This is a genomic window from Limosilactobacillus coleohominis 101-4-CHN (assembly GCF_000161935.1).
GTDB classification, from domain to species: domain Bacteria; phylum Bacillota; class Bacilli; order Lactobacillales; family Lactobacillaceae; genus Limosilactobacillus; species Limosilactobacillus coleohominis_A.
This window is the reverse complement of the sequence record NZ_GG698806.1, coordinates 135,922-156,746: the sequence shown is the minus strand read 5'-3', so window position 1 is coordinate 156,746 and position 20,825 is coordinate 135,922. Positions and strand designations below refer to the sequence as shown.

General features: G+C 42.2%; 13 protein-coding genes. 5 read left to right on the top strand and 8 right to left on the bottom strand.

The features are described from left to right. Nucleotides 1-28: 28 nt before the first annotated feature. Both HMPREF0501_RS08025 and HMPREF0501_RS08020 read right to left on the bottom strand, forming a co-directional pair. Entirely contained in the window at nt 29-1,402 is a 1,374-nt protein-coding gene (locus tag HMPREF0501_RS08025) for an NAD-dependent succinate-semialdehyde dehydrogenase (RefSeq protein ID WP_006917505.1), read from the bottom strand. Between the two features lie 217 nt (nt 1,403-1,619). Further along, the gene (locus tag HMPREF0501_RS08020; protein ID WP_006917504.1) at nt 1,620-2,909 is read right to left on the bottom strand and encodes an adenylosuccinate synthase; all 1,290 of its coding nucleotides are present in this window, start codon (nt 2,907-2,909) and stop codon (nt 1,620-1,622) included. Nucleotides 2,910-3,125: 216 nt separating this feature from the next. Between HMPREF0501_RS08020 and HMPREF0501_RS08015 the strand changes: the two genes are divergently transcribed. From HMPREF0501_RS08015 to HMPREF0501_RS08005, 3 genes are all read left to right on the top strand, one after another. Then, nucleotides 3,126-4,100: a GMP reductase gene (locus HMPREF0501_RS08015; RefSeq protein WP_006917503.1), complete on the top strand. Its 975-nt coding sequence runs from the start codon at nt 3,126-3,128 to the stop codon at nt 4,098-4,100. An 82-nt stretch (nt 4,101-4,182) separates the two neighbouring features. Next, a complete protein-coding gene (locus tag HMPREF0501_RS08010; RefSeq protein WP_006917502.1) occupies nt 4,183-4,500 on the top strand; it encodes a SemiSWEET family transporter in 318 nt (105 codons plus the stop codon). Nucleotides 4,501-4,576: 76 nt separating this feature from the next. Next, nucleotides 4,577-5,488, top strand: a complete 912-nt coding sequence (locus HMPREF0501_RS08005; protein WP_006917501.1) for a DMT family transporter — start codon at nt 4,577-4,579, stop codon at nt 5,486-5,488. A 68-nt stretch (nt 5,489-5,556) separates the two neighbouring features. Here HMPREF0501_RS08005 and HMPREF0501_RS08000 read toward each other — a convergent pair whose 3' ends face one another. Genes HMPREF0501_RS08000 through HMPREF0501_RS07985 form a run of 4 tightly spaced genes read right to left on the bottom strand, consistent with a single transcriptional unit; the run spans nt 5,557 to nt 15,715 of the window. Continuing rightward, nucleotides 5,557-7,233 (bottom strand): glycerophosphodiester phosphodiesterase, encoded by a 1,677-nt coding sequence (locus HMPREF0501_RS08000; protein WP_006917500.1) that lies wholly within the window; start codon nt 7,231-7,233, stop codon nt 5,557-5,559. Then, on the bottom strand, nt 7,233-8,096 hold the full coding sequence (locus HMPREF0501_RS07995; protein WP_006917499.1) for an aldo/keto reductase: 864 nt from the start codon (nt 8,094-8,096) through the stop codon (nt 7,233-7,235). Before HMPREF0501_RS07995 ends, HMPREF0501_RS08000 begins: the two co-directional genes overlap by 1 nt. Before the next feature lie 19 nt (nt 8,097-8,115). Next, the gene (gene addA, locus HMPREF0501_RS07990; RefSeq protein ID WP_006917498.1) at nt 8,116-11,961 is read right to left on the bottom strand and encodes a helicase-exonuclease AddAB subunit AddA; all 3,846 of its coding nucleotides are present in this window, start codon (nt 11,959-11,961) and stop codon (nt 8,116-8,118) included. Continuing rightward, a complete protein-coding gene (locus HMPREF0501_RS07985; protein WP_006917497.1) occupies nt 11,954-15,715 on the bottom strand; it encodes a PD-(D/E)XK nuclease family protein in 3,762 nt (1,253 codons plus the stop codon). The genes addA and HMPREF0501_RS07985 overlap by 8 nt, the downstream gene beginning before the upstream one ends. A gap of 469 nt (nt 15,716-16,184) precedes the next feature. Between HMPREF0501_RS07985 and HMPREF0501_RS07980 the strand changes: the two genes are divergently transcribed. Continuing rightward, entirely contained in the window at nt 16,185-17,327 is a 1,143-nt protein-coding gene (locus HMPREF0501_RS07980) for a 5-methyltetrahydropteroyltriglutamate--homocysteine S-methyltransferase (protein ID WP_006917496.1), read from the top strand. A gap of 12 nt (nt 17,328-17,339) precedes the next feature. Then, nucleotides 17,340-18,104: a cyclase family protein gene (locus tag HMPREF0501_RS07975; protein ID WP_006917495.1), complete on the top strand. Its 765-nt coding sequence runs from the start codon at nt 17,340-17,342 to the stop codon at nt 18,102-18,104. A gap of 91 nt (nt 18,105-18,195) precedes the next feature. On the opposite strand, the gene lepB is transcribed toward HMPREF0501_RS07975, so the two are convergent. After that, the gene (lepB, locus tag HMPREF0501_RS07970; protein ID WP_006917494.1) at nt 18,196-18,801 is read right to left on the bottom strand and encodes a signal peptidase I; all 606 of its coding nucleotides are present in this window, start codon (nt 18,799-18,801) and stop codon (nt 18,196-18,198) included. Nucleotides 18,802-18,886: 85 nt separating this feature from the next. Continuing rightward, on the bottom strand, nt 18,887-20,824 hold the full coding sequence (gene mnmG, locus HMPREF0501_RS07965) for a tRNA uridine-5-carboxymethylaminomethyl(34) synthesis enzyme MnmG (RefSeq protein WP_006917493.1): 1,938 nt from the start codon (nt 20,822-20,824) through the stop codon (nt 18,887-18,889). Nucleotide 20,825 lies beyond the last annotated feature (1 nt).

Genomic DNA, 20,825 nt, shown 5'->3' with positions numbered 1-20,825 from the left:
TCAGTGGACGGTTTTCCTAAGTCAACTTTTATGCTTCTGGTTCATAAACCAAATGGTCATTAACAAAGGACTTAAAGCCTTGTTCAGCTAGTTCACGACCATATCCAGAATGCTTAACCCCACCAAATGGGAGTTCAGGCAGTGATGCCCAGCCAGAATTAATCCAACTCATTCCAGTATCAATCTGGGCAGCTACTTTCCGGGCTTCAGAAACGTTCTTACCAAAAACTGTATTTCCTAAGCCGTAGCTAGAATCATTCGCTAAGTCAATTGCCTCTTGAACGTCATGGTACTTGTAAACAGACATGACTGGACCGAACATTTCTTGATCAAAGATCGGATTATCCCGACTAATATCTGTCAAAATCGTTGGCATGAAGAACTGACCAGCTAAATCAACCGGTTGATTTCCGTAAACCACCTTCGCACCGTTCTCTACTGCTAAATCAACTTGTTTCTGCAGCTTATTCTTCGCCTTTTCTGAATTCATTGGTGCCAAAGTCGTTGCTGGATCCATAGGGTCACCCATCTTAACATTGCTAAAGATTTCCGTCGCCCGTTTCAAGAATTCATCATACAGGTTATCAGGAACAATAAACCGCTTGGATGAAGTACATACTTGACCAGCATTGTACAACCGGGCAGCTGGAATAATGGCTGCTAACTTATCCATATCGGCATCTGGAAGAACGATAAAGGCATCATTACCACCTAATTCCATCGTACTCTTCTTTAAATTCTTCGCCGCTTCCGTAGCAACTGCTTGGCCGCCCCGTTCTGAACCAGTTAAGCAAACCCCTTGTACTCGCTTATCAGCAATAATCGCACCAACTTGATCATAGTCAATAAACATATTCGTTAAACTACCTTCTGGTGCTCCCGCTTCTTTAACCAAATCCGCAAACGCTTGAGCTGAAGTTGGGCAATTAGAAGCATCTTTCAAAATCATTGGGTTACCTGCCAAGAAGTTCGGAATGAATACCCGAGCAATTTGGTAGAATGGGAAGTTCCATGGTTCTACCGCCATCAGAACGCCGGTTGCCTGATGTAGAACATACGCATTCCCGGATGCTGTATAAATCGGGGTTGGTGCTAAAAATTGATCTGCTCGTTGGACGTAATAATCACAGAACGATGCACAAAGTTCCACTTCTCCTTCGGATTCACCGATTAACTTCCCCATATCCCGGGTCATAATTTCGGCCATTTCATGTTTCTTACTGCGTAATAATTCACCTAAGCGAGTGATCACCTGTTTCCGTTCTACCAATTCGCTGCCATCACGCCACTTTAAATAAAGCGCATGTGCAGCCGCTAATGTCTTTTCAATTTCATCGTTTGTTGCTTGGGAGTATTCGTGCTCCACTTCATTAGTATATGGATTGATTGTTTTATAAGCCATTTTAAAAATCACCTTTCCTTGTTGTCCTTATTTCACATTGTAAACGTTTCCTATAATTTCACAAGTGAAAGTTTTAATAGCTCACAAATTCATACATACCATTTATTACTGACAGTAAGAAACTTTGTGAAAAATAAATTTGCTACCGGACATTTTCACAAAGTAAAAAAGCTACGATGGATTTTAAATAATCCACCGTGGCTTTTTCATAAATTCACTATTCTTTCCATGGGTCATGCAAAATCATCGTTTGTTCACGATCTGGGCCCACTGAAACGGTTGCTAGTGGCGTTGCCGTCAATTCTTCAATCCGTTTCAAATAATTCTTGGCATTTTCTGGTAAATCTTCAAACTTAGTAACATTGGTAATATCTTCATCCCAACCTGGTAATTCATCATAAATCGGCTTACACCGGTCCAATTCTGCCAAACTAGCTGGGTAGTAATTAATTTCTTGACCGTCTAATTCATAGGCCCGTGCAATCTTAATGGTCTTCAAACCTGAAAGAACATCCAACAGGTTCAAACTCAAGTAGTCCAAACCATCTACCCGGTGAGCGTGACGTAATGCGACTGCATCAAACCAACCAACCCGACGCGGACGACCAGTAACAACCCCATATTCATGACCAGTTTCACGAATGTGATCACCAATTTCATCAGTTAATTCAGTTGGGAATGGTCCTTCACCAACTCGGGTCGTATATGCTTTACAAATTCCCACGACACGGTCAATCCGGTTGGGACCAACCCCGGCACCAGTAGCAGCACCACCAGCTGCAGGATTAGATGAGGTGACGTATGGGTATGTTCCGTCATCAATATCCAGCATCGTCCCTTGGGCCCCTTCAAAGAGTACCTTTTTGTTAGCATCCATTTCATCATTGATCAATAGGGAAGTGTCAGTAACATACTTCTTTAGTTCTTGACCATATTGATAGTATTCATCAAAAATGTCTTCAAATTTCAGCGGTTCAACACCGTAAATTTTGGTGAACATTTCATTCTTAATTTTGAGGTTTTCGCGTAACTTCTTTTCAAAAGTATCTTTTTCTAGTAAGTCACACATCCGAATCCCAATTCGGGCCACCTTATCCATGTACGTTGGTCCAATTCCTTTTTGGGTCGTCCCAACCTTCTGGTCACCCTTCGCATTCTCTTCACACTTATCTAATAAAATGTGGTAAGGCATCGTGACGTGTGCCCGATTAGAAATCCGCAAGCCAGAAACATCAATATCATTATCTTCAAGATAGTGCAATTCTTCTAGCAACGCTTTCGGATTCACAACTACCCCATTTCCAATTACGGAAAGCTTCTTAGCACCGAAAATCCCCGAAGGAACTAGCCGTAACGCAAATTTCTTGCCATCAAAGACGATGGAGTGGCCAGCATTATTACCACCTTGGGAACGGACAACCACATCCGCTTCTTGACTCAGGTAATCGGTCATTTTTCCTTTTCCTTCGTCTCCCCATTGACTACCAACAATTACTACTGATGCCATTAAGTATTCACCTCATTATTCATTTCTTATAACTTATAAGCACACAGTTACTTAATCATACTACATAATCCCTTCATAAAATTCAAGAGATTTAGCGAACTATTTTCGGAACATTTTTCAGAAATGTCCGTAAATTATATTGACTATTTTTCAAGTTCTGATATATTAGCAGATGGTTCAAGACCGATTTGGATTTACGAAAGGTGGTTTTCCTAAGTGGAAACTTTTGATTATGATGACATCCAATTGATTCCTAATAAGTGTATTATTAAGAGTCGTAAAGAGGCCGATACGAGCGTGCAGTTTGGGCCACGCAAGTTTAAGATTCCCGTGGTTCCAGCTAATATGGCGAGTGTGATTGATGAGGACTTAGCAGTTTGGTTAGCACAAAATGATTATTACTACGTCATGCACCGTTTTGCTCCAGAAACCCGGGCCGATTTTGTTCGCCACATGCATGATCGCGGGCTATTTGCTTCAATTTCCGTGGGGATTAAGGATAGTGAGTATGATTTTATCGATCAACTAAAATCCGAACATTTAGTTCCAGAATACATCACGATTGATGTTGCTCACGGACATTCTGATTTTGTTATCAAAATGATCCAATACATCAAAAAACAACTCCCGGAATCATTCGTAACGGCGGGGAATGTGGCTACTCCTGAAGCGGTCCGTGACTTGGAAAACGCTGGTGCTGATGCTACTAAAGTCGGCGTTGGCCCTGGTAAGGCCTGCATCACTAAGCTTAAGACTGGGTTTGGAACCGGTGGTTGGCAATTAGCCGCCCTCCGTCTCTGCAGTAAAGCTGCCCGGAAGCCGTTAATTGCTGATGGTGGGATTCGTCACAATGGTGACATCGCCAAGTCAGTCCGCTTCGGAGCCTCGATGGTAATGATTGGTTCCATGCTAGCAGGCCACCTCGAATCACCTGGACACGTCATCACGATTGATGGTAAACAGTATAAACAATACTGGGGTTCTGCATCCGAAGTGCAGAAGGGTGCTTACCGCAACGTTGAAGGTAAGCAGATGTTGGTTCCATTCCGTGGTTCCATCAAAGATACCCTTCAAGAAATGAAAGAAGACCTTCAATCATCAATTTCATACGCGGGCGGTCGTGACCTCGAATCCATTACGAAAGTTGATTACGTCATCGTTAAAAATTCAATTCTTAATGGTGATTATTAATTTCAATAAATATCTTTACAACTCTTCAAAAACGGACTATCTTATCAACAGTAAAAATTTATAATGAAAGTGAGGTAGTTCCATGGACGCCCAAAAAAACAAGTTAGAAGATGTACGTAAAGAAATGCTGAGTGGCGAAAAGCATTCGGCAATCATGATTGGTCGCATCGCTTCCATCTTTACCATTATGATGTATGTATCATATATCCCACAGATTGTCGCTAACCTGCATGGGCATCCAGTGAACATCCTTCAGCCAACGGTAGCCGCTTTTAATGGTTTTCTCTGGTGTGCTTACGCATTAAATAAGCGGCATCGTGACTGGGCAGTTTTTATTGGTAATTTCCCTGGAATTATTTTTGGAATTATCACTGTGATGACTGCGTTACTCGCACATTAAAATTAGTTCATGTTAAGATAGATTTAGAGTTTGAGGCTGGGAATTTCCCCAGCCGCTTTTTATTGGGAGTGATTTTTTGAAGAAAGAACGTTTGTGGACCCTATTAGCCATTGTGGCCTGTATGATGTGGGGGATTTCATCGCTATTTGCAACCGCCCTTTTTAGGCTCAGCCCGCAGATCAATGCGCTTTGGCTCTCGCAAATTCGCCAATTGACTGCCGGACCCATCTTATTGATTATTTCTGGGTTGGTTGGCGGCCACCCGATCAAAATTTTCAAAGAAAATCGTCACAATATTGTGACCCTAATCTGTTATGGCTTGTTCGGTATGTTACCCGTTCAATTTTGTTACTTCATGGCCGTTCAAGAAGGCAACGCTTCGATTGCAACTGTTCTCCAGTTCATTGGTCCCTTCTTTATCATTGCCTATGTCGCCATCTTTCGCCATCAACGGCCACTGCGTATTCAAATTATCGCGGCCTTAATTGCCTTTATTGGCGTTGTCCTCCTGGCAACTAATGGTCACTTAACAAAACTAGCGATCACCCCGATCGTCCTCTTTTGGGGACTTCTTTCAGCAATTGGCGTTGCTACAAATACACTCATTCCGCAAAATTTGATTAAACAAGGTTACTCTTCACTAACCATTACCGGATGGGGTATTTTTGTCTCCGGAATTGCCCTCTTTTGTTTTCATCCTGCTCAACCAAATTTACCGCATACTCATCTTGTTTGGTGGTGCGTCGCCGGCGTAGTAATAATTGGAACCTTGATTCCTTTTCAGCTAGCTACTAATTCATTGAAATGCATCAGCGCGACTAATTTTAGTTTGACAGACGCCTTTGAACCGATTACCGCTACAATCGGTTCCGTTGTCTTCTTCAATTTGCAAATGACCAGTATGGATTGGTTGGGCTCTGTTCTCATCGTTGGTGCTGTATTGGCTTTAAATATGCCCTTGCCCAAATATTTACAAAAAGAACTATAATCAAAAAACTCGGTAGAGAACGTGATAGAAACCATTCATAGTTTCATCTTCATACTCTACCGAGTTTTTTATGGCAAATTGGCAATTGGATTCAAATAACTCCAGTATCGTTCCGCATCCGTTTGGCTCCCTAACGTTCGCCGAATTGTTCGTTGGAGAATTGGCACATCATCCGTGACAATTCCGTCCACATGCTGGTTAATTAATTGATTCATTGCCCCTGAGTTATTAACTGTCCAGGCATAAACCGGTTTTCCTTGCCGGTGCGCCGCATTAATAAACCGTTCGTTCAGAGACAAATACTCGTTATTAAATCCCTTGATCTGCGATTGCGGATTAGTCAAATTATACGCTTGTAAGTATAGAATCTTCATCCGCGGATTAAGCCGTTGTAAACGGCTGACTAGTCCATAATCCAGTGAATGAACAAGATAATGACGATGGACAATCAACTGTCCATACTGCCGATTGAACCGCACTACAACATCTGGTGAGTCATTTTGGGTCGTCTTTAACTCAATAATAAGCTTTTGATGCAATTGATTAGCTACTCGTAAATAATTATCTAGACTCGCAATTTTTGCTGTCTGACCATTTTCATGCATTGTTAAATGTGTTAACTGTTCAAGTATCAATTGATTTGGTCGGCGATTCACAGTGGTTAATTTTCGTAGATTTTCATCATGCATCACCACAAACTGGTGATCCTTCGTTTCGTGAACATCCATTTCAACATAATCAGGGTGATAGTCCTTATTTGTCCGTTTTAATGCCGCAATACTATTCTGTACTCCGTTATGGTTAGCTACGCCACGATGCGAAATCGTAACTGGAGCAGTTAACCGTGAAGGTTGAAAATAGCTGTTACTACTTAAACCTGTTTCACAAACAACCAGGACTAACATTATGAAACTCCACCCGCTCCACCACCTATTCGGTCGTGAGGTCGTAATCCGGCCACCAGCGGTCAATTCTCCCCAGCACATCAATAGCCAACTACACAGAAAAAGTGCCACTATTTGCGCAAGCGTTAAACAGACAATACTCAATTCACGGTTATTCCTACCGCTAACTTTTTGGATTACTAACAACCCACCATTAATTAACCAACTCAGAATCCCCGTTATTATCAATCCTCGAAAGAATCGTAAAGTTATTTGATGATCGTGAATTAAATGCGCATCTGAAGTAATTGCCGCCTTCGTTAATGTTCCACCATCATGAAATGTGATCCCAAAGCAAATCAGATATATTAAACCGGTCAGTCCCAGTAGTAAACTGGTCCGTGTCCCATAATCCAAAATCACTTCTGGAATTCGTAAATTACTTAGTAGCGGTGTGCGAAACGCAATACTCAGCAACGGAGCTAATGCTACAAACTCAACCAAAAATAATGGCACCATCCACCACTTAAATTTTTTAATGACTTGCATTTCACGAAGAATAAAGCGATGCCAACTAAGAACTCCACGATTAATTTCTCCAATTGCAACCATGATCGTCATGAAAAGAATTAAAGAAAGGACGCAGATAACTATTAATTCACTAATGACTGCCACAAATATCCATGGATGATGGGTTAAAATTCGTCCGACATTCGTTATCGAAACGAAGGGCACTTCCGCCTGAGGAAGGAGCCACGTATTAATTAACCGCAAAAGCGGCAAACAACCATTTTGAATGAATACATCTGCAGTTAGGGCAGTTCCACAAATTTGCCACCATTTCCAAAACCGCTTTGCCATTAGTAATCAACTTCATCTGGATCCGCGCATTGACCACCCAGATCCCGGAGTGCGCTGATTTGCTTCATTTCATCTGGCGTGAGTTCAAAATCAAAGAAATCAGTATTTTGTTGCATTCGTGAAACATGAACGGACTTTGGCAATGGTAGAACCCCTTGTTGGAGAACCCAACGTAAACAAACCTGTGCGACCGACTTATGATGCCGTGCGGCAATTTGTTGCAAAGTTTCATTCTCCAAGACCGACGAACCTTGACCACCCAATGGTGCCCACGCTTCTACCAAAAGGTCCATCGCTTGCAACTTTTTAATTTCTTCAGTATGCGGCCAACCTGGATGAACTTCAATTTGATCTACCATCGGCTTGATTTCGGCTGTCTCCATTAGCTCTGCAACATGGTGGGGCATAAAGTTGCTTAACCCAATGGCACGAATTTTACCTTCATGGTACATCTCTTCCATTGCCCGCCATGTTTCTGCATTTAAGCGTTTGGCATCAGCGCTAAATTGTTTTTCATTTGCTGGCCAATGAATTAGGTACAAGTCTAAGTAGTCAAGACCCAGCCGGTCTAAACTATCTTGCAAAGCCTTTTTTGTGGACGCATAGCCGCGTTCTGTATTCCAGAGTTTGCTGGTAATAAAGAGTTCTTTGCGATTAATTCCCGCGTCCTTAATCCCCCGACCAACGGCTTCTTCATTTCCATACACCGCTGCCGTATCAATATGCCGATAACCAACTTCAATGGCATCAGCGACTGCTCGTTCCGCAACGTCTTCTGGTGTGCGAAACGTTCCATAACCAACACACGGGATTTTGACCCCATTATTAAGTTTCCGCATTGTATTAATATTCTTGAATTCCATTTGAGAAAATCCCCTTTCATCATAATTCATATAAAGTGCCGGTTTTTACCAAGTATAAGTACCGGTGACTAACGGGCAGCCCAGTCATCTGTCGCAGGGCAGCCGCATATAAATTAACCTGTCCTTGATAACGGTCCACAATTTCAGCCAGTCGCTGGTCATCATGGGGTAACAAATAGTCCGTCTTGTAGTCAAACAGCTCAATTCCCTGATTACCCTTGAGATAACCATCAATAATCCCGTGGATCAGAATCTGACCATCATCATGGTCTAAATTCTTAAATAACTGATCTCCTTCCAATAACATCGAAAATGGTTGTTCACGAACAACCGCGGCGGGCTGCTGTAAAATTCGCTGCCCCAATGCTGTTTGATAAAATTCAACGATTCCAGCGACGTCAATTTGAGCAGCAATTCGGCGGTTCGCAATTAGACGTTCCCGAACTAATTGATCAATCGTTTGTTGGACTTGGTCTGCTGTCACTTCACCAGTTGTCAAATCTAACATTTGGAAAACCAAGTGTGTGGCCGTTCCCACTTCTGTTGGTGCTGGTGCTGAATCACCGGTCTGCATAAATCGCGGTTGATTAAAGCTACTTTGCAAATATTGCCCTTCATCTTTAACTTCCGTCTTATTGAAAGTTAGCCGCCCCATCTGTGCGTCATCCGGATCTTGATTAGCAAAAACATCCCGAATCGCTGATACAGATTGGTAAGCAGTCGTCTTAGTTGCGGCTGGATACGGGTACTTCATCGTTAAAACCCGATGGATAAATTGTCGCTCATCAGCAGTTAATGGCTGGCTTCCTGCGTCGCCAACAATTGTTTCACGATGCGCAGTCCGCAGCTTAGCAAGTTCTTTCTCGACCCCATTTGCTGTCCACAACTGCATAGAATAATCAGCTTTTGGTAAACCAAGCTGATGGGGTGCCCCATCCGTATCCATTTTCATTACTTGAGAATCAAACTGGGGAGTTCGAACAAGGGTTAAGCCAATCCAGTCAAGCATCGATCGACTATCAAGTCGTAACTGTGGGCCCAAGACCGTTTGAAATCCTTGAAGGCCCTTCGACCATTGTTTGCCTAGTGCCTTTAAGTTATTTTTAGAATTCTTTTCATTTACCGATCCCGTTAAAATCAGTCGCTGTTCAGCCCGAGTCAAGGCTACGTACAACAACCTCATTTCTTCCGCCCGGTTAGCGCGAGTAATTGCATCGGCAACTACCGTCCGCTGTGGCAAATCATAAGTTACCTTAATGTTCTCTGCGGTTAACGATTGGTCATCACCCTTCATTGGGGCATCCCCCAAATAGCGAATTCCAATCCCCAAATGCGGCTCAATTACTAAGTTTCCCGCAACATCTCGAGAGTTAAAATGGTGATTCATATCGATAACGAAAACGATTGGAAATTGCAAACCTTTACTACCGTGAATGGTCATCACGTTAACGGCATCCGTTGCCAGCTCAACTGGAGCTTCTCCTAAGTCTTCATCCCGCTTTTGCATCCGCTCAATAAAATGGATAAATTGATACAAGCCTTTAAAACTGGATTGTTCATAAGTATGTGCCCGTTCATACAATGCGTGTAAATTGGCTTGCCGTTGGCTACCACCGGGAATTCCTCCAACGTAGTCCAGATAACCAGTTGTTTGATAAATTTGCCAAATAAGATCCACTAACGATTGCTGTTGAGCCGTAACTTTAAATTTAGTTAACCGATCCAAAAATCGCGAAAGTTTCACGTGTAACTTTTCTAAATCCACATCCGTTGTTGCTGACCATTGTTCAGGATCCTGCTGAGTAAAAAATTGAACAGCTTCATAAAAATTACCATAACGATGATTAATCCGCAGGTAAGCCATTTCCGGTTCCGTCAATCCAACAATCGGCGAGCGCAATACCGCAACTAACGGAATATCTTGATAAGGATTATCAATAACTTTCAGTAACGAAATCATCGTACGCACTTCAGTCGCTTTGAAATAATTTTGTACATCTTGAACCACCACCGGAATGTTTAATTGACCAAATTGTTCTACAATTCGGTTGTTTGGGCTTTTGGTTCGCTCAAGAATTACAATGTCCGCCGGTTGAATTGGGCGTTCATGTCCTAATTCTGGATCATAAATACGCTCTTGATTATCTAACATTTGGCGAATGCGCATCGCAACCATCCAAACTTCACCGGCGTACTTATCTGATCCCTCCGGTAGTTTGATATACCTTTGCTGATTTTCTTCCTTATCTATGATTGTTTCATTATCAGCATTTGCATCATAAACCATCAGCTCAGTTGGCACAGGAGAAACTTCCTTTGGATCATACCACTTTGCCGCAAACTTTAATTGCGCTTGATCATCATATGGCATTTCCCCAACTGTCCGATCCATTAATTGCGTAAAGACCAGATTAGTAAATTCTGTGACATTATTCATAGACCGGAAATTTTCTGCCAATATGATAGTTTCATCATTTTTAGATGATGATTGATAACGTTCATACTTATCCAAAAATAACGTTGGATCAGCTTGGCGGAAACGATAAATTGACTGTTTAACGTCCCCCACCATAAAAAGATGGTTGAGCTGCGGATCATGCAGTTGATTCAATAAATCATCCTGAAGACGGTTAGTATCTTGGTACTCATCAACCAATATTTCACGATAGTGATGGCGTAATTCGTTCAAAACTTGCTTACCTGCATCACTCTGATTAGTTAGGATCTGGTAAGCATAATGCTCTAAATCGCTAAAGTCGAGCATATGACGAGCAAGTTTAGCCTCTTGATAGGACTGCCGAAAATCCTTGGTGACGCTGACCAATTCTTCCACCATCATCCGAGCAGCAGCTGTTTTGGCACGCAATTCACGCTCATCATACTGAAAATATTTATCTTGTAAGGTTTTCAAACGCTTTTTGAGTTCATTACGCCCATCTTTTAATTCGTCATAATGTGCTTTACCATCTGGATCATCCTTAAATCGTTGCGTTTTCAGTCTGCCAAATTTGATTCCGGATATTTGGGCTTGCAACTCATCCCAAGTTGCAGTTGTTAATGACTTTTGTAAATCTTTAACCAAAATTAAATCACCCGTGAGCGTCTCAGCAAGATTATCAAACCCACTGGTGGATGCTTTAGTAACCAACCCTTCCCAATCGGCAATCAATTGGTCAAAGAACTGCCGCAAAATGGGGAGTAGCGTTTGTTGATAAAAGGTCGTTTGGATAATTGGGTCATCACCAAATTGGTAGTTTCTTTCGGTTTGTGATAACCATTGATCCGGATCAGGTTGGGCATTAGCCTCTTGATAAAGCTTTTCAACCACTTCTTGCAGGCCCTCGCCAACATTTGACTTTGCATCCGCAAAGTTTTCCGCCAACTGGCTAAAATGCCATTTACTTGGATCAGCCTTCGCATAGTCTTCTTTAAACCGCTTTTCCTGTAAATCGTTCCAAACTTGTTCTTTTAAAAGCGCCTGCTCGGTAGCATCCGTAACTAACCGGTACTGCGGATCTAATCCAATCACATAGTAATAACGTTTAATTACCTGTTCACAAAAGGAGTGAATCGTACTGATATTAGCTAGTGCTAACCGATTAATCTGGGTTTTCATGTGCTGATCATTACTATCAGCAACCAGACGCTTACGAATCCGCTCCCGCATATTTTTAGCAGCTTCCTTCGTAAAGGTTACCAATAGCATCTCGTCAATATTTAGATGACGATTTTCTTTTAAGAGCTTAACCACCCGATCAACTAAGACCGCCGTTTTACCGGAACCAGCGGAAGCTGAAACTAAAATATCCCGGTCCCGATCATTAATCGCGCGCGTTTGCTCTGGGGTTGGTTTAAAACTACTCATTATTTGCCCCCTCATCTTTCAGTTTCTTCATCACATCATCATCGGTCAGAATGATTTCACGATACTTATCTTGATCGAGTAAACTATCGAAATGGTAAATATCAAGATAATCACTGTAATCTAATCCCGTTCGCTGATCGCGACGGAATGGTTTGAGTGCCACATTTCCGCTAAAAATTTGTTGCGCTGCTGTAATAATCAACTGCTTATTCCGCGCCAACAATCGCTTCAGTTGTTCCTGATCAACTAATAATGAACCTTTTTTAGCCTTAATGAGATCCTTAGATTTAGTATAGCTAACCCCAAGGACAAGTGGATTTGGTTTTGCCGCTGCTAATCCTTCGTCAATTTGGCGCAAGACAGCATCATCGTTCAACAAAATTCCTTTGAATTCATGATTTTGAAGTTCTGTAATTTCAGGATTCTTTTTAATAATATTCTTATATTGATAATGCGGATCAAACAGGTGTAAGTATAATGCACCCGCAATTGCGCTTTGGCGATCTGGATTAGCAATATCTAAATTTGCCTGCAAATTATTAAGATACGTTAACATCTGTAGGTCTAACCCCTCGTAGGCATCAACTAAGTCAAATTCCTTATTAGCAGACTTATAGTCGACAACTGTTAGGTAATCCTGCTGATCACCACGGACTGCATCAACCCGATCAATTCGGCCCCGAAGGTAAACTTTACGTTTCAAGTCCGGTTGAGATGATTTTTGATTACGAATTTTAGTTTCGTAAATTAAGGCTCGATAGCTGGGCTGTGAATCATGGCGATCATCTAGCAACCCAACATGACCAAATTTTTGTTCCGTTGTTACTGGATGGGATGCTGAATATTGAGCCTGATTCCGTAGTACTCGGGCCATCGTTAAGACCGTTTGTTCAAGGTGATGCTTTTGATAAGCAATTCGTTCATAATTTGCCGCAAGTTCAACCACACTCGGTTGGCGACTAAATGCCCAATCCATCGCTTTAGCAACGTAAAATGCTAATTGATCATCAGCAAGTTCGGCTAACTTAACCTGATTCTGTTTCAATAACCGCACAAAGGCTTCTAACGAATCATGATAGAAGGTTCCTGAATTCGCATTGGTAATTTCCAATTCTTCTCGTTTTTGCAAATCTAAGCCAAACTTCAAAAAATATTCGTATGGATTGCGGTAAAACGTCTGCAACTGTGAAATGGAGGTTGCCAAAGTATTATGCCGTTGATCATCACTAACGGTCGTCCAATCAAAATTATCACCCGCTGCCGTCGCTTGCTTCAAGACGTCCGGATCTAAGTGACCATAGAGCTGTGCTGCCATCTCCGGTGACAGTTTGGTAGTTTGATTTTGATAATTCAAACTCGATTTTAACCAACCCAGGCGTTCATGATTCATTTCCCGGGAAATATTTCGCCAACCTGCACTAACGGTTTGACCAGCATTTTTTGCCTGCCGCTCCACTTGGACGTAATTGGTTAATGTTGCCGCTGGCGCGCTAACAAATGGCTCTAGCTTTGCAAAATCAGCGCGCGGTTCTGGTGCAAATGGTAAGTCATTTCGCAACTGATTATTATCCGCATCCCACTGACCGAAATAGGTTGCTAAACCCACCAAATATGGGGACATTGTGACCCGCTCCTCATTGCTACCCATCACAGGAGCAGATAAGTATAACTGTTCACGCGCATTAAGCATCCCCAAATAGTTCAGCATTGCTTCATTATCAATCCGTTGCATTCCAGAAACTGGCAAAAATTGTCCATCCGTTAGTCCCTGACTGAGGAGCTGTTTGTCTGGATCACTTAACAAGCCTTCGCTAATTTTAATTTCTGGCATGACGTCATCAGTTGCGCCAATCATAAAAACAACCTTACGTTGGTTAGTTTGCACAATTCCCGTTTCGGAAACCAAGACCTGATCCATCGTCGAAGGAATCTGTGAATACGTTGCAGTTTGAAAACCAACCTGAATAACTTCCGCAAATGCAGTTAAATAAAATGTCCCTTCATTACCCAACACCGTTACGTATTCATCCAGCAGGTTAACCATGGTGTTCCAAACTTGCTGCGGTTGTTGAGCAAGATCCATTTGGCCACGCTTAGTTGCTGCCTTTGCCCACTGCTCAAGTTGTTCGCGAACTCCTAAATTGATTAATCCTTGATATAAGATTTGAGCTGCTGTCTGTCCATCAGAAGCACCTTGTAATTGTTTAATGAACGGTGCTAATTGATTGCGAACGACACTTTTGACCCAATTAATCTGACTAGTTTGTTGCTGTTCACGCTTTTTTAATTGTTCATTATTTGCCAAAATTTGTGGGTCCACGTGTGGAGTAAATTCCCATTCCGCTTGTTCTAGCCATGCATGACCAGTTTTCCCATACTTTAAACACCAGTTTTCCGTTGTATACACTGCTGACATAAATCGTTGGCTTGAATAATAACTCCGCCCTTTTTCATCACGTTCTTGAGGTACCACTAACCCCGTTTTTAAAAGCTGCAATACATCTGGCAATTGGAAGTAGTGGTCAGCAATTTTAAAAATGGCTTCCAGTAATGTTACTAACGGGTGATTAGCCATTGAACGATCGTTATCATTAAAAATCGGCACTTCATTTGCATCAAACACTGGTTTCAACATTGTCGTATAACCATCTAAGTGCCGCGTTAAAATCAAGAAATCACGGTAACGGTACTGACCACTAGCCACCAATTGACGGATTTTAGCGGCAACCCGCTGCAGTTCTGCAACCCGCGTTGGTGCAGTAAAAAAATGTACCCCTTGATCGGTTCGGGGTTGTTGCTCTGGGATCGTAAATTGCGCCTGAGCTTTCATCCACTCTTCAACTTCAACTAATCCATCACTAACGCGGTTTACTGTGACCACTTGATCATCTACCAGCATTACATCCGGTTGTTGTTCTGCGAACTCTGCTAACCGATGATATTGCATTCCTGATTGATAAAAAAGATTATTCGGATTCGGTAGCGTTGCCCCTCGATATGGTCTGTCTAAGACTAAGCCAATCGTGGTCGAGGCTGCTTTTTTAATCATTGTCTCTACGATTTGCTCTTCCATCGCGGAAAACTGACCATTATAACGGTTTAAGAAAAAATGCGTATGAGAAAAATCATCTTTGAAAAGCCGTTTAATCAGTAATTGGTAAACCGCACATGAATTTAGTCGTCCTGTTAACCCCTCTTCAAATGCTGCGTAAACTTTAAAGAGCACCGTCATTTTATCCAAAAATGCCGATGAAACCCGTTCTTGATGTTCATCTGCCCACTTTTGAACCCGCTCAATAATTGCATCATGGTCTTGCGGATCGACATTGGCATTTTGTAGTTCAATCAGTTGTGCAGTTAGATCCTGCACAAAACCGTACCGATGTGCCTCCTTCGCGAACATTTTCAAATCGTCTTCTGGCAATTCACGAATAATTTTGGCGACTAACATCGTTAGTCCTACGTCAGAAATCCGGGGTGTTTGATAATGAGGATCATTGCGCAATAAAAACCATGCCAATCGGGTAAAAGAAAGAACTTGAACCCGTGACTGAGCGTACACATCGGTTGAATCACCCAAGTTTTTCAATTGATTGAGAACATCAATTTCGGTTGAAAATTTAATATGGTTTGGTACAAGGAAAAAGAACTGGTCGTTCGGGTGGGCAACCAGTTGTTGATGTAGTTCTTGAACTAGTGCATGCTGATGATCCTTTGAAGCTGGACCAAGAATAAACTTTAAAGTACTCATCATAATTCCTCCGTTTATCTATTGTCCTTATTTTATCATTGATCTGTTGTGACAAAGGGTCCTTCCCCGACTTTCTAAAAAAATCAAAAATGGTGGTTGACAAAATTAAAATTCGATTATAATATTCTAAGCAAGATTTAAATAACCGTGATGAAGAGATGAGTAGTTAATGCCCCCTTCTCCAGAGAACTGCGTTAGATGGGAAGCAGCGTTGGGAAAGTTAATGAAGATGGTCTCGGAGCGATGGAAGTTGTGAGCACTCGCAAGCAGCTTACGGAGTGGTACCCGTTATCGTACCTGGGTCTTCCACATTTTCGTGGAGTACCTACTGAGAGTGCAGTCGTGAGATTGGACTAAATTAGGGTGGTAACACGCTATTGATTATTGATTAACCAGCGTCCCTAGAATCAACACCAGTAATGGTCATTGATTCTAGGGACTTTTTTTGTACTTTAGAAAGGAAGTTTTATTTATGACTGAATTTACAACTCGCACTAAATCACCATTCCGTTATGACATTGTTGGCAGTTTTTTACGTCCAGAAAAGTTAAAAAACGCTCGCGAAAAATTTAATAATGGCGAAATTAGTCAAGACGAATTAACTGAAGTCGAAAATCACGCCATTATTGATTTAATTAAGCAAGAAGAAGCCGTGGGCCTCAAGGTCGTTACCGATGGTGAATTTCGTCGTAGTTATTGGCACCTTGATTTCTTTTGGGGTTTACAGGGCGTAAAGCATGTCAAGCTTGAACATGGTTATTTCTTCCATGATGAAGAAACCCGTAATGATTCAGCTCAGGTTGTTGGTAAAATTTCTGGTGAAAATCATCCCTTTGTTGAACATTTTAAATTCGTGCGGGACCATGTTACTGCTGGAATCCAAGTTAAACAAACGATTCCCGCGCCAGCTCAATTTCTTGAAGAATTAATTCGGCCCGAAAACCAAGCGAGCGTCAAGAATGCTTACGCCTCACTTGATGAACTTGACCATGACGTTGCCGCTGCCTATCATCAAGTAATCGAAGATTTGTATGCAGCTGGTTGTCGGACTTTACAACTTGACGACTGTACCTGGGGCATCGCTGTCAATAATTTTGCCAATTTGAAAAAGAAAGATCCGAATGCAGACACATCACAACTGAAGGAACTTCAAGAACGGTTCTTAAAAGTTAATAATGCGGCGATTGCTAACTTACCAGATGATCTAACCATTAATACCCACGTCTGCCGAGGTAACTACCATTCAACATGGGCAGCCGCTGGTGGATATGGACCAGTTGCTGATACTCTCCTTGCTCAAGAAAACGTTCACGCCTTCTACCTCGAATATGATTCTGATCGGGCAGGTGGTTTTGAACCACTCGCTAAGGTTCCTGAAGATAAGTACGTTGTCCTTGGTCTTGTAACCTCTAAATCCGGTGAGCTAGAAGATCGCGAAACCATTATTAAACGAATTCACGAAGCAGCTAAATTCCATCCATTAGATAAACTGTGTCTCAGTCCCCAATGTGGGTTTGCCTCAACTGAAGAGGGAAACATTTTAACCGTGGAACAACAATGGAATAAGATCAAATTCGTTAAAGAAATTGCCGCTGAAGTTTGGAACACCAAATAAGGAGGGATCACAATGAGTAACACCGTTCAAGCACTATTTAACCAACTTAAAAGTAAGGAATGGGTTGATTTAACGCACACCTTTGGTCCTGGCAGCCCCCGCTTTCCCCAATTTCATCCTGCAGAATTTAAAACCATTTTTACCCATTCTGACGGCTTTTTCGTCAAAGAATACACATTTCCTGGTCAATATGGTACCCATATCGATCCGCCAGTTCATTTTTATAAGGACAATGATCGATATGTTGAAGACCTTTCCCTTAAAGACCTGGTCTTACCACTAGTGGTCATTGATTTCAGTCAGCAGGCTGCCAAAGATCCGGATGCTAGTCTATCCGTCAAAGACATCAAAGCATGGGAAAAAATTCACGGGAACATTCCGGAAGGCTCTTTCGTTGCTTTACGAACCGATTGGAGTAAACGCTGGCCTTCTCAAGAAAAATTTGCCAACCCAGATCCTAATGGTCAAAATCATTATCCAGCCTGGTCCTTAGAGGCGCTTAAATATATCTATGAAGTTCGCCATGCGGCAGCTAATGGTCACGAAACTTTTGATACGGATACTGCAACTCAGCAACAAGATGGCCTCGTTGGTGAATATTATGTCCTTTCTCACAGCCACTACCAAGTAGAACTCCTTGATAACCTTGATCAAGTACCAGCAACTGGAGCCGAAATTTTAATTTCCGTTCCCAAAGCTGAAAAAGCACCTGGCTTTCCAGTTCGCACCTTCGCGATTTTCGATTCACCAGCCACAAAGCAAAAATCAGCAGATTAAATTAATATAACCTTCCCCTCTCCTGAAAATATTAGCTATTAAAAGAGGACGTGACAGAAGCTATAAATGGCTTCTATCACGTCCTCTTATTTTAATTGGCAAAGTAATGCTTCCAGAACTGGTTAACGTTGTATTTACGGGTCTTATTCTTAGACCAAAAACCAACCTTTACTACTCCATCAACTTTATTCTTGGGTACAAAACCCCAGTAACGACTGTCATTAGAAACTGTTCGGTTATCCCCTAACACGAAATATTCGCCCTTAGGAACCTTAGTTGCGCCAGCATTCCGGACCCAATTATTCTGTTTAGAAATACTCTTGAGGGTCCAATTACCAGTCCCCGCTTTTCGTTGGTCCATCTTGATATAGCTTTGGTTTGCTTTCTTACCGTTAACATACAAGTTTCCATTTTGCGATTTAACGGTATCACCGGGAACTGCAATTACCCGCTTAACGTAATCAGTCTTAGTAGAAACTTGGGGATCCACGCCATCCGCATTAAAGACGACCACACTCCCCCGGTGAATTTTGGATTGTTTAAAACTAAACGCCCGTTCATTATTTACCAAATTGGGCAGCATTGACGGACCATCAACTCGGACATTTTGAAATAAAAATTGCCGAATCAATAAGGCCAAGATTAAACCAATTACTACCGGAATGACCCAACTAAAAATTTGCCGTAATGTTTTCATTCTTCCATCCCCGAATTACATAAATATTCAGGATAATGATAGTACATTTTAAATTAAAATATCTACTATCTTGTCTGAACTTTTATTATTTTTCAGAATTTTCTTCAGGATTGATCTTGGCAATTCGGCCTTGCTGAATATAGACACTCAAAATCGCCAAATCAGCCGGATTGACTCCACTAATTCGTGATGCTTGGGCGAGTGTTTCTGGACGAATCTTTTCGAGCTTTTGACGACCTTCAGTAGCTAATCCATCAATTGCTTCATAGTCGATATTGGCCGGAATCTTTTTCGCTTCCATCCGCTTCAAGCGGTTAACCTTGACTTCCTCTTTTTTAATATAACCAGCATACTTAATCTGAATTTCAACTTGTTCAGCTTCCTGACGATCCAGGGCAGTAGTTGGTGACGGGATAAACTCTAATAATTTTTGATAAGTTACATATGGCCGTCGCAGTAATGCCGCTGCCGTTAAGGAATCCTTCAAAGGATTATCACCATTGGCTTGAATAAATTCATCAGCCGCCGTCTTTGGCTTAATCCGTAAGCTCTCCAAACGTTTAATTTCATCCGCAACGTGCTGCTTCTTTGTTTCCATCTTGGCTAGTCGCTCATCACTGACAAGGCCGATTGCATGACCCTTTTCCATTAACCGGAAGTCTGCATTATCGTGCCGTAAAATCAAACGGTATTCAGCCCGACTGGTTAATAGTCGATATGGTTCCTTGGTGCCCTTAGTAACCAAGTCATCAATCATGACCCCAATGTAGGCATCGGAACGTTTCAACACAAACGGACTCTTTCCTAGTGCACGGCGTCCAGCATTAATTCCGGCAATTAGACCTTGCCCAGCGGCTTCTTCATAACCGGAAGTCCCATTAGTTTGTCCCGCAGTGTACAAGTTCTTAATCTTCTTTGTTTCCAGTGTCGGGTGCAATTGGTATGGTGCCACCACATCATACTCGATCGCATAACCAGGCCGCATTAGTTGCGCATCTTCCAGTCCCTTAACAGAATGCAGCATTTTTTGCTGAATTTCTTCTGGCATTGAAGTTGAGAGACCATCAACGTAATATTCGTCAGTATCTCGTCCTTCTGGTTCCAAAAATAATTGGTGACGATCCTTATCGGCAAACCGGACAATCTTATCCTCGATTGATGGGCAATAACGCGGTCCTACCCCCTTGATTACTCCTGAAAACATAGGTGCACGATCGAGGTTAGCACGAATGAGGTCATGAGTATGGAGGTTAGTATATGTTAACCAACAAGAGATTTGATCTGATAACGCTAAATACTGACTGTCTGGGGTATCAAAACTGAAGTGGTTTGGTTCTTCATCACCAGGTTGCTCTTCAGTTTCATCATAGTGGATTGTGTTTCCGTTAATTCGTGGTGGGGTCCCGGTTTTGAAACGTTCTAGATCAAAGCCTAAACGCTCCAAGCATTCAGACAACTTAGTAGCACTCTTAGAGTTATTAGGACCAGACTCATACTGGAGTTCACCGATGATGATTTTGCCCCGCGCAGCTGTCCCAACAGTTAGCACAACCGCTTTTGCTCCATAGCGAGCACCAGTATTGGTAATGACTCCTTTACATACCCCATCTTCAACAATCAAATCGTCAACCGTTCCTTGACGCAAGGTTAAATTTGGTTCTTTTTCAATCGTTAGTTTCATCTGCCGATGGTAGGCATGCTTATCCGCTTGGGCCCGTAGTGCTCGCACTGCAGGGCCTTTACCAGTATTAAGCATCCGCATTTGGATGTAGGTCTTATCAATGTTGTGGCCCATTTCACCACCAAGGGCATCAATCTCACGGACAACAATTCCCTTTGCTGGTCCCCCTAGTGATGGGTTACAAGGCATGAACGCCACCATTTCCAAACTAATTGTAATTAATAATGTTTTATTCCCCATCCGGGCCGCCGCTAACGCCGCTTCTGATCCCGCATGGCCAGCACCAACTACGATTACATCGTAATTGCCACCGTCATATTGAACTGCTTCTCCTGTTTTCATT